Origin of the sequence: Bacillus sp. FSL W8-0640, assembly GCF_038007725.1 — a bacterium.
Lineage (GTDB): Bacteria > Bacillota > Bacilli > Bacillales > Bacillaceae_G > Bacillus_A > Bacillus_A cereus.
Genome location: NZ_JBBOXT010000001.1, coordinates 987,991 through 1,001,344, shown reverse-complemented (window position 1 = coordinate 1,001,344; position 13,354 = coordinate 987,991). Strand labels below are relative to the sequence as shown.

Genomic DNA, 13,354 nt, shown 5'->3' with positions numbered 1-13,354 from the left:
CTTTCGCCTACTATACACCTCTTTTATTGATTTTTCTCTCCTCCCCTTTTTGCATATCCGCTTTTTTATTTTCATTGGATCTATATCCAAAGTAAAGTAGCGCACATGTAATAACAGAACCTACAATGTATCCTAAAAAACATCCTAACCAAAACATAAAAATTGCCCCCAATCCATTATAAATTTTATGTAGTAGACATCTGTAAACCGTTCTCAGTACCTCCGTTTTTTATTACAGATTGGAAAATCCCCTTAACCATTCCATCCATGAACATTCTGTCTTCTCTATTTTGATTATTATCTATAAAGTTATTTATACCACTAATTCTTCCATTATCTCAAATAACAACTTTATTATTTATTATAAAGTTTGCACTCACACTACATATATGTAGCATCACTGTCTCTTTTTCATTTTACCCTTGCAACTGGAGTTTACTTCTACAACTTAAAAACAAAAAACCCCCTCAAAGCATAAACTTCAAGGGGTGAGCCTGTTTTTTATTTACTTATATACGTACAGCTGTACCACTTACAGCAACCATTAACATTCCATCACGAACAACTTCGTAATCTACGTCAACACCAACGATAGCGTTCGCACCTTTTTGTTTTGCAAGTTCTTTCATTTCGTCCATCGCAATATCACGAGCTTCTTTTAGCTTACTTTCATAAGAACCAGCACGACCACCGACAACATCACGAACAGAAGCGAATAAATCGCGGACAATATTTGCACCCATAATAGCTTCACCATTTACAATATCGATATACTCAATAATTTCTTTACCTTGAATTCCAGACGTTGTTGTTACAATCATGACTGACACTCTCCTAATAAGTTGTAGTTTTAATTAGCTTTCTTATGTCTTTATTATGACATGGAAAAAGTAACTAATCTATTGAATTACCTTACAGGAGTGTGACAATTTTGTAATAATAAAACGCGCTTTATGTTTCATTTTAATAAAGCGCTTTAATATTGGGATACATAAACGAGTCTCTATTTTCTTTCCAATCCTTTTCTACTTCTTTAAAAGTTGGTCGCCCTAATTCTTTATTATTTTCATGTTTACTAAACCATTTTTTCACATACTGATCTCCATTTTTACTTTGAACTGTGCAAAGGAAACTATTACTACTATCCTTTAATATTTTTACAATCACGAATAGACACCTCTTCCCTTCTCAATATCATAATAGGACTTGATCTTTTACTATAAGCCCTTCCTCTCTTATAGTCATACGACTCCTCGGCCGCGCCAAAGTTGTAAGATCAAAAACGATATTCAATTTGTTTACATTTTATTTAAAGAAATCAGAGTTATAGGCATTATGCTTATCAAATATTTTATAGATTTCTAACTTATCATCTAATTTTGCATCTACTAAAATTAATATATTTCCATCGTAAATATATTCTTCATACTTTTTAGCATGGTCTTCAGGGATTCCTAAGCCGATAAATGCTCCTATTAAACTTCCAGCTCCTCCGCCAATACCAGCTCCTCCAATAGCTGCTGCGATTGGTCCTGCTGCTACAATTGGACCCATTCCAGAAACGGCAAGTATACCAAGACCTGTTAATAAACCACCGAGTCCGCCTGCTACTCCTCCAGCTACAAGCCCTGTCGCTGAAAAGATATCTGCTTTATGTGCAGTTTCGCTATTCACTTTTTCACCCGATTTTTCTTCCAGATGTTCAATTTCCTTTTGATCTTTCGCAATAGCTGAAATGTTATCTGCTGAGTATCCTTTTTCATTTAATTCATTAATAACGAGTGCCGCATCATCAGTTGTTCTAAAAACACCTACTATTTTTCTATCTACATTCATAACTATTAACCTCCTAAAGTTTTATATAATGTATCTTTATTTTTCTTCATTTCTGTATACACTAATCTTTTTATTAACATAACCATTTACGAAAAAAGCGAATAGTAAAAGCACTACAAGTGAACTACTTAACAAGTAAATTAAATCAAATGTAATATTAATCATCATTTCATTCATGTATACCAGGCTCCTTTTTATTTAAAGTAAAAGTATATTTTGATAGACTAATCTACTAAACATAGACATCTTACAATTCATCTTCAGTTAATCTCTTTGTAGTATATGTATACCCTTCCTAACCTTTTCTAAACGTAAAAAACTATAATTATATTTTTTCTTATTTATATGTTTAACATTTTTTTAAACGGGTATGTTTATATTGTTATGCTTACTATATGGAAAGGAATATTACGATGAACGCCATTCACTCTACTACTATTTCTTATAATGAAACACCTACAATAACTCAGATTCATCATTTTTATGCTTTAATGACAACATTTCAAACGAATGTATTTATAAGTAAACACGGAACACTTACTTCTATTAAAAACTTAAGCACTCTAGTATCCTTTTTCCTTACTGTAAAAAAGAGAGATCTTGTATTATTTATTTTTGAAGGAATAGATGCAAAAAGAGCTTTAAGAACACTCTTCCCTTCTTAGAATATTTGTTATCCTCTATTCCCTCGTTTACTACCTTTCATATATGTTTTTATATTTCAAAATGATTTCCTCTATAAAAAAAGAACCCCCTAATACAATAGGGGGATTTCTAGTTTAGCCTTATGAAAACTGATATAATATATATTACGTTTTTCATTCTTTAAAATAGAAAAGTTTTAATAACCTTGAAGGTAGGAATTTTTAATGAACTCGAAAGCAAAATTTAGTATTCGCTACAAAATTATGGCTGGTTATTTAGTTATCATTTTGTTCTTACTTGTTTCTTTCATTATGTTGAACAATGAGATTTCTAATTTACAAAAATCTCGTAATTTTATTATTGATCACGATTTTAAAGTTCTCAATTTAACAAATCAAGTGGAGAAAGATTTACTAACAATTGAAAATAAAGCGAAAGGGTTTATCATTTCTAATAATCCAAATTACGTACAATCTCTTAATTCTGCGGAAAAGGATTACGAAAAGCATTATCAAGATCTTTTCTCATTATTAGAGGATAACCCATCTCAGCAAGAAAAATTAAAACAGATTAACGAAAATATTATTAGTTGGATAAATAAAGAGATTCACCCGTTAATTGCAAATCATAATAGTAATAATGTACAAACAATCGACACGACTCAAATTCAGTCATTACAGTCACAGGTAACTAACTTCCGTAGCACTGAGGAGCAATTAACGAAAAAAAGAGCAGCACAATTAGATACTGAAAATAATAAATTAGAGATTTGGTTATACAGTTTATTGTTCTTACTTTCTTGTATTTCTATTATCATTTCACTCTATATTTCGAATTCCATTACAAAAACGATTAAAAATGTAATTCAAGCTATTAAATCCATTTCTTCTAAAGAAAAAATCACGGAAAGAATTCATGTAAACACACGTGATGAAATAAAAGATCTTGCTCATACAACGAATCACCTACTAGACGAAATATCGAAAAGAGAGTGGTTACAAACGGAGCTTGCAGAATTAATTTTAATGTATCAAGGTGTATCTTCTATTGAGATGTTAGGTAAAAAAATTCTTAGTGGAATTATACAAAAAACGCAAACTTCTTGCGGTGCATTTTATGTACGTGAAGAATATGAAGAAACTGTCTACTATGTGAAAAAAGCTTCTTTCGCCGATCAAGGTGCTGATATTGGGAAACAATCCATTCAAATGGGTGAAGGTTTCATTGGACAGTCTGCCTTAGAAAAGAAAAGTTTTATTCTCAGGGATATACCCGAAGAGTTTCGTTATGTCACTAGCGGAGTATTAGAAATACGTCCTAAAAATCTATTAATCATCCCTATCTTATTTGAGGATGAAGTAATCGCAGTAATGGAGTTAGTAAGTGTAACTGAGATTTCAGATTTACATCAAGATTTAATTCAACAAACCGTTGATAATCTAGGTTTAACAATCCATAGCATTATGGGACGTATGCGAATTCAAACTCTTTTACATGAATCACAAGCAATGACAGAAGAGTTACAAGTTCAATCAGAAGAATTGCAAACGCAAGCGGAAGAACTACAAATGCAAGCAGAAGAATTACGAACAACGAATGAACAATTAGAGTCTAGAACTGAAGAGGCTGAGCAGAAGACAGCTGACTTACAAATTACTAAATCAGAATTAGAAGAAAAAGCAAGCGAGTTGTTACGCAGCTCAAAATACAAATCTGAGTTCCTAGCAAATATGTCACATGAATTACGCACACCGTTAAATAGTATTTTACTATTATCTGAAATGTTAAGAGAAAATCATGATAACAATTTATCCGACGATGAGATTGAATTAGCAACTGTCATTCATTCATCAGGGAAAGACTTACTTACTTTAATTAATGACATACTCGATTTATCTAAAGTAGAAGCAGGCAAACTAGACATCATTTTTGAAGCAACGAACATAAGTGACATGGCAGCCAATATGCATCAAAACTTTTTACATATAGCTGCACAAAAAAATGTCGAATTTACTATTGAAGACAGTGATACGATTCCTGATCTGTTTTATACAGATGCAAAACGGATTGAGCAAATTATTAAAAACTTATTATCCAATGCATTTAAATTTACAGAAAAAGGATCCGTTTCTTTACATTTCGATTCGATAGAAACAAGTAATTTAAGTCATGATATGCAGTCTATAAGTAAAGATTGGATTACAATTTCAGTAAAAGATACTGGTATTGGTATCGCTAAAGAACAGCATCAACTTATTTTCGAAGCCTTTCAACAGGCAGATGGCGCAACGATTCGGAAGTATGGTGGTACAGGATTAGGTTTATCTATTTGTAAAGAGTTTGCTAGATTGTTAGGTGGTTGGATTACGTTAGAGAGTAATGTAGGAGAAGGTAGTACTTTCACGGTATATATTCCTAACCTTCCAAATGGATTACCAGATATACAGTTATCCAATTTAGAAGTCGCAGCAACGATAGAAGATGTTATTCCTGCTGAAGTTGTTGAAAAAACTATCGTTACTCCCGAAACAAATAACGTCTTCCAAGAGAAAACCATTTTAATTGTCGATGATGATCATCGAAATATATTTGCGTTACAAAACGCATTAAAAAAACAAAATGCCAACATTATTACTGCCCAAAACGGCTTAGAGTGTTTAGAAATACTAAAAAGTAATACAAATATTGACCTTATTTTAATGGATATTATGATGCCTAATATGGACGGTTATGAAACGATGGAAAATATCCGAATGAACTTAGGGTTAAATGAAATACCTATTATCGCATTAACTGCTAAAGCAATGCCAAATGATAAGGAAAAATGTTTATCTGCTGGCGCTTCAGATTATATAAGTAAACCATTAAATCTACATCAACTCTATTCGGTAATGAGTGTATGGTTAATAAAATAAGTGAGGTTTAGTTGGAGTGGAAAATAAGTATTATAATTTTGATCCATCAGTAGATACGGATGAGCGCACGAACTTAGAAATTGAATTACTATTGGAAGCGGTATTTAAACTATCAGGATTTGATTTTCGCCAATATGCTCGCACATCTATTTATAGAAGAATTTGTAATAGAATGCAGCTCTCTAATATCCCTACCATTTCAAAATTAATTGAAAAAGTAATTCACGAGGAAGGGGTTTTAGAACAGTTATTAAATGATTTCTCGATTAATGTAACTGAGATGTTCCGTAACCCTGCCTTTTTTAAAGCGCTTAGAGAGCATGTTATTCCTGAATTAAAAAAGCAACCTGAAATTAGAATTTGGCATGCTGGATGCGCAACTGGTGAAGAAGTATTATCAATGTCCATCTTACTTCACGAAGAAGGATTAAGTGAAAAGTCGGTTATTTACGCAACAGATATGAATACAAATGTGTTAGAAAAAGCAAAACAAGCTATCCTCCCGTTAAATAAAATGCAAACTTATACGAAAAATTATTTACAAGCTGGCGGTACACAAGCATTTTCTAACTATTATTCAACAGATAATCGTTTTGCTTATTTTAATCCATCACTTTTACAAAACATTATTTTTGCACAGCATAATTTAGTAACCGATCAATCTTTTAACGAGTTTCATATTATACTTTGTCGTAACGTTTTAATTTACTTTACAAGTAAACTTCAAAATCAAGTGCAGCAACTATTTTATGAAAGCCTAGGTCACAATGGTTTTCTATGTTTAGGAAATAAAGAAACTCTTCGTTTTTCAAATATAATGCCGCATTATACCCAATTTAATCCTAGCGAACAAATTTATCAAAAAATACAATAAAAAGCGTATGAAATCCTCTGTTTGGATTTCATACGCTTTTTATTTCGCATTCGTTTGTATCATAATTAGACACATATCATCTGATTGCGCTTTCTTTTGTTCTTCCTTGTAAAACCCTTCTATCTCGCCTTCTAAATCTCCCCATTTTCTTTCTGTAAAAGTACGTAATTTCTCTTCAGCCTCAAATTCATCATTTGCAATTGCTTCAAGAACACCATCTGTAAACAATACGATTTGAGCGTTCTTCTCAAAAGGTATAACTGTCTTTTTAACTTTTATTTCATCAAAAAATCCTACCGCACAACTCCCGCGATTTAGTTCAACCATATTTGTTTCATCAACTAAAACGTATCCAGAAGGATGCCCTGCATTTACATATTCAATCGTTCTCTTTTCTGTATCTACTACTAAATATATCGCTGTAAAATAATATGGAATATCGTCATTCTCATTATGTAAAAGAGTCATATATTTATTTAAGTCTTTAATGACAAGTTCTGGATCGATTAAAGATTTAATCGTTTCACGTAATACAGACGAAATAAACATACAAACTAATGAAGCAGATATACCATGTCCCATCACGTCTAATAATATAATACCGTAGCGGTTTTCATCGATTTTATACCAATAATACATATCTCCAGCTAATTTAAATGAAGGTAAGTAACTTGCTTCAATTTTTATATAATCTTCTCTTAATGGGCTACTTAATAAGTTTCTTTGTACTTGCGTAGCTAAATCTAATTCATTCCGAAGATTTTCTTCTTGTTCTTTATGCCAATTTAATTCCGATTTCAAGCGTAACGCTACACGCATACGTGCTAATAGTTCAACTTTATTTATAGGTTTCGTAATATAATCCATTGCCCCCATATCAAGAGCTTCGGCCAATTTATTGGCATCCTCTAAAGCTGTAACAAAAATAATAGGAATATCTTTAAACTTCTCCTCTTTTTGTAATCGCCTACAAACTTCAAGTCCATCAATTTCAGGCATCATAATATCTAATAAGATTAAATCAATTTCATTATACCTGGAAGAATCTTCTCCAAATTGAATGTATTCGAAAAGCTCTTGTGCAGAATTCAGCGATACAAGATCCTGATATCCGGCTTGTTTTAAAATTTTTTCAATTACAAAGATGTTAACCGGATTATCATCGACAATTAAAATGGACACAAGTTATTTCCCCTTTTCTTATTTAAAATGTAAATCTATTATCATTTTCTATTTTTCTAGTATTGCATACTCAGTTACAAAATGAAAATTTCCTACTCTAACATAATTTTTATACAGCAAAAGAACAAACCCCCAGAAATGAGAGTTTGTTCTTTCATTCTATAAATTTCCACTATTAATTTAACACCATTGCTTTGTCATTTAAAAGACGATCTAATTCTTCCATATGATTTGTTTCATCTGCAATCATATCTTCTAACTTTACAACTAACTCTGTCATATTTAATTTCGCTGCCTGTTCTTTTCTCGTTTCATAACGCTTAATTGTCTCATATTCTGATTGTCTAGCCGACTCTAACATTTCTCTAACATCTTCTACTTGTTTCACTGGTAAAGGGATTGTAGTAGGTGTACCACCTAACGTCTTAATTTTCTCCGCTAAATATAGGGCATGTCCTTGTTCATCACTAATTTCAGATTCAAAGAAAGGTTTTAACACTTGTCTATATATACCAGAAACTGTAGCTGCATTATGGTTATACATAATAATTGCTGAGTATTCTCCTGCTAAATCTTCATTCAATCCTTCGATTAGTTCTTTCACATCGTGTGACATTTTTATATCTCCTCCTATATTTAATAACTACCCCTTTTCTCATGTTTTAAACATAATGATTTTAAATTTTTATGTATCTAAAAATGCTGCTTGCTTCAATTTACTTATCGCTTGTCTTTTAATACGAGAAACGTGCATTTGTGAAATACCTAACCGTTCCCCTGTATCTTTTTGATTTAAATTTTCTCCAAATATATAATGAATAACACTCTTTTCTGTGTCATTTAATACGTTGAAAATATCCTTTAAAACGAGACGCCTTTCTGTCTCTTCATATCCTTGCTCTACTTCACCTACAGATTCAATCCTCGCTACCGAACTGCCATCAGATGAATTTTCAACTACATCATCTAAGGAAGATACGCGATAATTATTTTTCGCATCCATAATTTCTAGCACTTCCTCTTCGGATAGTCCTAAATGATCTGCAATCTCTATAATCTTCGGTGAACGCTGGAAACGATCTGTTAGCTCCTCTATCGCAAGTTTAATCTTCCCGCCTAAATCTTTAATTCGCCTTGGAACGTGAATACCCCAAGTTTTATCACGTAAATATTTCTTTATTTCGCCTACTATTGTAGGTATTGCAAACGGCTCAAAAGCATTCCCTATCGAATAATCATACCTTCTTATTGCACCTAAGAGCCCTAACATTCCTACTTGTATAATATCTTCATGCATCGGCCCACCTTTTGAATAGCGATATGCAATGGAGTATACAAGATTTTTATAGTGATTAACCAATCTTTCCTGTGCTTCATCACATTGGTTTTGTTGGAAGTCTGCAATTAGTTTAATAACGTCTTCTTTAGTAAGATTTGTAGGTTGAGATTGGATTTCCATCATTCTCCACCTGCTCTCTTTGTATATATTTTGTCATTAAAACTGTCATGCCCTCATCATGCATAATTTGTATATCATCCATTAACGTATTGATTAAATATAAACCTAAACCATTTTCCGGCAAATGTTCTACTGGTTTATTAATATCATACGGACCAACTTTACTTTTTAAGCTATTAAAATCAAAGCTAACTCCATTATCCGCAGCCATAATTTCTAATCGATCTTCATATAAGCCAAAGACAATTGTAATTTCTCCAACGTCTTCTTTATATGCATGTTGTACAATGTTTGTACAAGCTTCACTAATAGCAATTTTCATATCTTCTATATCGTCATAAGCAAAGCCCATTCGATTCGCAACACCAGCCATTGTTAAACGAATAATAGCCACATATTCTGCTTTTGCAGGAATTTTCATTTCTATCTTTTCAAATCTCTCCATCATCCCTAGTCACCTTCTTTCTACTTTTTCAAAATCGGAATTCAAATTTAATATTTCTGTTAGCCCTGTAATATCAAATAATCTTTTTAGCCTTTTAGACACACCAGTAAACTCTAGCTTCCCATCATTTTTCTTAACTGCTTTTAATAAAGCTATAAAAACTCCTAAGCCTGTACTATCCATATAATCTACGTTATGAAAATCTACTACAATATGAACCTCTTTTTCGCTTGTAATAGGCATTACCTTATTTTTTAAATCTGATGCCGTATACGCATCAATCTCACCATTAAGTTGTACCGTATAACCTACATCATTTTGCAAAATATTTATTGCCAAATTCATCATTTCCGCCCCCTTATCTCGAACTTTTACTATTTAATTACCCATAAAAATTAGTTTTAAACATATTTTTTTATTTTCATTATAAATAAATTTTCTACACCTTTCTCGGCTTAACACTTAAATCGTACTAATAAATGTTTAAAACTTATAATTTTGTGTATGTATAATGTATAAACATTATTTTTAGGGGGATCTATCTATGGAAGAGCACAACTTTAAAAAGGGAGATTTCGTTCAATTTTCTTATCGACACGATCATGCTACAAAATTAGTTGGTTCCATTATTAACATACTAACGAATACAATTGTAGTTGATATAAGTAATAGCGAGGACTTATCTCATATAGAACCAAGGCAAGTCGTAAGAATAAATAATTGTAAAAAGGTAACGATGGCTTAATACATAATAGAAAGTGTAATGTTAATGAGTGGGGGGTTCTTCATCCTCCACTCATTCCTATGTAAAATACATAAAAAAGCATCCAAATTAGTTTAATTGGATGCTTTTTTATGTATTTTTATCAGTTCATTAACTTTATAACTATATATAATAAACTTAAGATTACTATTTATTATCATACTTACGCTTTCCGCAGCATTCTAGAGAAGAATGTAACGATTAAAATAAAGACGATTGCACCTAATAACGCTGGAAGAACAAAAATGCCTCCCCATTCAGGACCCCAATGACCAAATAACGCACTACCTACCCAAGATCCGATTAATCCGGCAATCACGTTACCAACTATACCTAACGGAAAGTCTTTTCCTGTAATCATTCCAGCTAACGCACCAATAAGTCCACCTACAATACACGTAATAATAAGTCCCACAATTAAACCTCCTATATTCGTTTTATATTGAATTCATCAAGCTTTAGTATGTAACTAAAGCTTGATGAACATATATTATTCTTTATTATCCAATTCATCACTTATCTTTTGTTTCACTTTTCCGACTTTTTCTTTTATCGTTCCCTTCGTTTTTTCCCACTTACCTTCATTTTTCAACTCTCTATCTTCTGTAACTTCACCAATTCCTTCTTTTACTTGTCCTTTTTTCTTTTCAACTTTACCTTTAACTTGTTCTTTTAGTCCGTTCTCACTCATATTTACAATCTCCTTTTCGTAATAGATTTATAGATTTAAAGGATACAAATTTAAATAGAATACATGCATCTTCTTTCTTGTAACCATTCACCGACTCTTTCTAAATCCTTAACGAATAACAAGATTTTCCCTTCATCCAGTTTTTCTTCATAAAAGTTCGCTTCTTCCTCATTAAGCCCTAACTCTTGCATTTTATTTCTTAACTGATCTCCTGTTTTTTGAAAGACGTTAATAATGCTTGTCCCAAGTCCCTCCTCTTTTATCCCAATTGTATTCACGTCTGCATTGTCCGCAATTCTATCTGTCCTATCTTTCTCATGCGTTAATACGTAAATATCTTTTTGGTCTATTCCTTTTTTCACGAGATCATTCGCCGCATTCATGACCTCTTTCTCCGTAATAAATTCATATACAAAAGGTTTACTATACTTCGTTTCCATCTTTAACTTCCTCCTTTAAAATGAATTATTTGTTATATTATATGTAGTACACCCATTTTCGAAATGTTAAACATAAAATATGAAAAAAGTTATGTGAATTTTGATTTTAATAGAGAATGAACATCATCATTTACCACTTTAAAACACCTTCTCCTTACAATAACTACCTAAATTAACAGAAAATTGATATAATTAAACTTAAGGAGGGATACTATGAAAAAAATCATATCTATATGCGCACTAACCGCTCTATCTTTCACTTTAATAGGTTGTACAAGCACCTCGGCTACAGATAAAGCTTCGCAGGCTAAGCAAGAACATACACAAAATACCTTTCAATTAAATTCCGCTAATATTACAGACATTGAAATACTGAAAACAACAAATCATACTACTTCCAAATCTCAAACAGACAACGAAAAAATGATACAATCTATCGTTTCAGCAGTCCAAAAAGGCACTCCTAAACAAATCACACTAGATCAAAAAAAGAGAGAATCTGCACATTCTACTATTACTGTTACATATAAAGATGACTCAAAAGAAGAATTTCTTGTGTGGGCTGATAATAAGGAGCAAATTTCGATTGCTAAAGATGAGAAGAAAGATAAGGTAGAAGGTGTGATAGTGAATATTAAAGATGCTAAAATAATGAAGGATTTCTTTTAAAATTCTAATTAACGTTAAAAAAAAGTAGGATTACATCCTACTCTTTTTTTAATCATGCTCAATAAATAGACCTTTATAAAATCTATTTAAGGTCTAATTTTGCTAAATCATGTTGTAAAACATTGTTTCCTTCTTGTGGGTTAAATACGATTGCACTAAGACCAAAAACATTCGTAACAACATCTCTATCTTTCGGACGAATGATTCTTACTTCATAAGCAAAAACTCCTGGAGGAAGAGCTGCTGAACGAAAAGTAACATATCGATTAGGTGGCAATGTTTGTGTTGAAGGGTCTATTAATGGTAACAATACCGGAGAACCAGATGACCAATCAAACATTTCAACTGTTACTCTACGAGTATCATCTGGATCAACATTCATAGCTTCAACAGTAAGAAATAACGTAGCGGAATGTCTACGTAATACACCCGTTGACAAAGTTTCATTGTGATGTTTATGACATCTTCCAGGAGGATGACCATAGCCATAGCTCATATCAATTCCCCCCTTTCATTTACAATTAAGGACAAGTATTCCTTATAATATATAATGCTAGTATTATTTTAATGAAAGGTATAAAAGCGGATTTCTATCTATTCGCTCTTAAAGAATAATATGGATTCTCCTGTTTTTCCTTTGAACTCCTGCTAAGAATAAATCTATTTTGAAAAGGACCTGCTCCATTTATTCGTAAAAAGCATAAAGTAAATGGAATCCGTTAAAACACATGAGTGAACCTTTGTTTTTCTCCTCCTATTTAAAGGAGGAACTGTTATGGGCTTTGGTGGTAGTTGTGGCGGCTGTGGCTTCGCTGGAGGATTTGCTTTATTAGTTGTATTGTTTATTTTATTAATCATCGTTGGAGCTGCTTGCTTCTGCTAAAAACTATCGAAAGGACACTCACGTGAGTGTCCTTTCTTCATGAAAAAAGCTCTACGCAATGTGCAGAGGTTCAAGTGTAACGAATACTTTAAAAATGTAGTATTACATTCCCCCTCCAAAATGAACTTCGATGCTATAAATTTCGTTTAAGTGCAATCTTAATATTTTAGTTTAATAGCAATATGGTGAAACTTTATTCCAAACAATATTGCTATTGCACCAAAGTAAAACAAACTGGACAACCTAGATTTCAAAAGGAAGACACCTTAAAGGTTGTCTTTTCTTTATAAGTAAAAAAAGCCCGCCTATTTCCGTAGGCGGGCTTTATCTTTATTACACAATATGAAAGTATACTCTCTTTTTCTTTGAAATTTTATGTAATTATACATATTCATGAAAATAGAAGAAGTGAAATTGTACGTTTAGATACAGTTTGGCAACAAACTAACTGTTTTCTTGTGCATTAATAGACAACTACTGCAAGAGTTATAGTTTTTATGTTTTCATTTCCTTTTTGTATTTCTCTTTTAATTAGACGAATGCTTTTTTTAG

Annotated in this window: 20 protein-coding genes; 6 read left to right on the top strand and 14 right to left on the bottom strand. The window is 32.0% G+C overall.

All coding sequences use genetic code 11. The annotated features are described in order from the left end of the window. Window positions 1-10: 10 nt before the first annotated feature. The 5 genes from N2V80_RS05245 to N2V80_RS05225 form a co-directional block, all read right to left on the bottom strand. Window positions 11-157: a hypothetical protein gene (locus N2V80_RS05245; protein WP_000498632.1), complete on the bottom strand. Its 147-nt coding sequence runs from the start codon at window positions 155-157 to the stop codon at window positions 11-13. A gap of 352 nt (window positions 158-509) precedes the next feature. Beyond that, a complete protein-coding gene (locus N2V80_RS05240; RefSeq protein WP_000637511.1) occupies window positions 510-821 on the bottom strand; it encodes a YbjQ family protein in 312 nt (103 codons plus the stop codon). 142 nt (window positions 822-963) lie between these two features. Beyond that, on the bottom strand, window positions 964-1,167 hold the full coding sequence (locus N2V80_RS05235; protein WP_000635860.1) for a DUF4028 family protein: 204 nt from the start codon (window positions 1,165-1,167) through the stop codon (window positions 964-966). 138 nt (window positions 1,168-1,305) lie between these two features. Then, window positions 1,306-1,836, bottom strand: coding sequence for a general stress protein (locus tag N2V80_RS05230; RefSeq protein WP_061655418.1), 531 nt, complete (start codon window positions 1,834-1,836; stop codon window positions 1,306-1,308). A 36-nt stretch (window positions 1,837-1,872) separates the two neighbouring features. Then, on the bottom strand, window positions 1,873-2,013 hold the full coding sequence (locus N2V80_RS05225; RefSeq protein WP_001004571.1) for a hypothetical protein: 141 nt from the start codon (window positions 2,011-2,013) through the stop codon (window positions 1,873-1,875). 236 nt (window positions 2,014-2,249) lie between these two features. On the opposite strand from N2V80_RS05225, the gene N2V80_RS05220 reads away from it, so the two are divergent. The 3 genes from N2V80_RS05220 (at window position 2,250) to N2V80_RS05210 (ending at window position 6,270) form a co-directional block, all read left to right on the top strand. Next, window positions 2,250-2,501, top strand: coding sequence for a hypothetical protein (locus tag N2V80_RS05220; RefSeq protein ID WP_000991357.1), 252 nt, complete (start codon window positions 2,250-2,252; stop codon window positions 2,499-2,501). A 204-nt stretch (window positions 2,502-2,705) separates the two neighbouring features. Further along, on the top strand, window positions 2,706-5,396 hold the full coding sequence (locus N2V80_RS05215) for an ATP-binding protein (protein ID WP_061655417.1): 2,691 nt from the start codon (window positions 2,706-2,708) through the stop codon (window positions 5,394-5,396). Between the two features lie 16 nt (window positions 5,397-5,412). Continuing rightward, complete coding sequence (locus N2V80_RS05210) at window positions 5,413-6,270, top strand: CheR family methyltransferase (RefSeq protein WP_000429042.1); 858 nt, start codon at window positions 5,413-5,415, stop codon at window positions 6,268-6,270. A 39-nt stretch (window positions 6,271-6,309) separates the two neighbouring features. On the opposite strand, the gene N2V80_RS05205 is transcribed toward N2V80_RS05210, so the two are convergent. The 5 genes from N2V80_RS05205 to N2V80_RS05185 all read right to left on the bottom strand — a co-directional run bounded on the left by N2V80_RS05205 (window position 6,310) and on the right by N2V80_RS05185 (window position 9,704). Beyond that, window positions 6,310-7,452 carry a fused response regulator/phosphatase gene (locus tag N2V80_RS05205; RefSeq protein WP_000025538.1) on the bottom strand — a complete coding sequence of 381 codons (1,143 nt, stop codon included), beginning with the start codon at window positions 7,450-7,452 and terminating at the stop codon, window positions 6,310-6,312. A gap of 175 nt (window positions 7,453-7,627) precedes the next feature. Next, window positions 7,628-8,068 (bottom strand): ferritin-like domain-containing protein, encoded by a 441-nt coding sequence (locus N2V80_RS05200; RefSeq protein WP_000017755.1) that lies wholly within the window; start codon window positions 8,066-8,068, stop codon window positions 7,628-7,630. A 69-nt stretch (window positions 8,069-8,137) separates the two neighbouring features. Then, window positions 8,138-8,914, bottom strand: coding sequence for an RNA polymerase sigma factor SigB (gene sigB, locus N2V80_RS05195; protein WP_002093898.1), 777 nt, complete (start codon window positions 8,912-8,914; stop codon window positions 8,138-8,140). Then, window positions 8,877-9,359 (bottom strand): anti-sigma B factor RsbW, encoded by a 483-nt coding sequence (gene rsbW / locus N2V80_RS05190; RefSeq protein WP_000970580.1) that lies wholly within the window; start codon window positions 9,357-9,359, stop codon window positions 8,877-8,879. The genes sigB and rsbW overlap by 38 nt, the downstream gene beginning before the upstream one ends. Before the next feature lie 6 nt (window positions 9,360-9,365). Continuing rightward, entirely contained in the window at window positions 9,366-9,704 is a 339-nt protein-coding gene (locus N2V80_RS05185; RefSeq protein ID WP_002060869.1) for an STAS domain-containing protein, read from the bottom strand. A 196-nt stretch (window positions 9,705-9,900) separates the two neighbouring features. Between N2V80_RS05185 and N2V80_RS05180 the strand changes: the two genes are divergently transcribed. Then, window positions 9,901-10,101 (top strand): hypothetical protein, encoded by a 201-nt coding sequence (locus N2V80_RS05180; RefSeq protein WP_000391011.1) that lies wholly within the window; start codon window positions 9,901-9,903, stop codon window positions 10,099-10,101. A 181-nt stretch (window positions 10,102-10,282) separates the two neighbouring features. On the opposite strand, the gene N2V80_RS05175 is transcribed toward N2V80_RS05180, so the two are convergent. The 3 genes from N2V80_RS05175 to N2V80_RS05165 form a co-directional block, all read right to left on the bottom strand. Further along, entirely contained in the window at window positions 10,283-10,534 is a 252-nt protein-coding gene (locus N2V80_RS05175; protein ID WP_000522903.1) for a GlsB/YeaQ/YmgE family stress response membrane protein, read from the bottom strand. A 75-nt stretch (window positions 10,535-10,609) separates the two neighbouring features. Beyond that, window positions 10,610-10,810, bottom strand: coding sequence for a CsbD family protein (locus N2V80_RS05170; RefSeq protein ID WP_001293468.1), 201 nt, complete (start codon window positions 10,808-10,810; stop codon window positions 10,610-10,612). Between the two features lie 50 nt (window positions 10,811-10,860). Continuing rightward, the gene (locus N2V80_RS05165; protein ID WP_000448802.1) at window positions 10,861-11,250 is read right to left on the bottom strand and encodes a general stress protein; all 390 of its coding nucleotides are present in this window, start codon (window positions 11,248-11,250) and stop codon (window positions 10,861-10,863) included. A 213-nt stretch (window positions 11,251-11,463) separates the two neighbouring features. On the opposite strand from N2V80_RS05165, the gene N2V80_RS05160 reads away from it, so the two are divergent. Beyond that, a complete protein-coding gene (locus N2V80_RS05160) occupies window positions 11,464-11,919 on the top strand; it encodes a hypothetical protein (protein ID WP_000720849.1) in 456 nt (151 codons plus the stop codon). Window positions 11,920-12,001: 82 nt separating this feature from the next. Here N2V80_RS05160 and N2V80_RS05155 read toward each other — a convergent pair whose 3' ends face one another. Next, window positions 12,002-12,415, bottom strand: a complete 414-nt coding sequence (locus N2V80_RS05155; protein WP_061655416.1) for a hypothetical protein — start codon at window positions 12,413-12,415, stop codon at window positions 12,002-12,004. Window positions 12,416-12,694: 279 nt separating this feature from the next. Here N2V80_RS05155 and N2V80_RS05150 point away from each other — a divergent pair, with 279 nt between their 5' ends. After that, window positions 12,695-12,802, top strand: coding sequence for a YjcZ family sporulation protein (locus tag N2V80_RS05150; RefSeq protein ID WP_000505670.1), 108 nt, complete (start codon window positions 12,695-12,697; stop codon window positions 12,800-12,802). Window positions 12,803-13,354 lie beyond the last annotated feature (552 nt).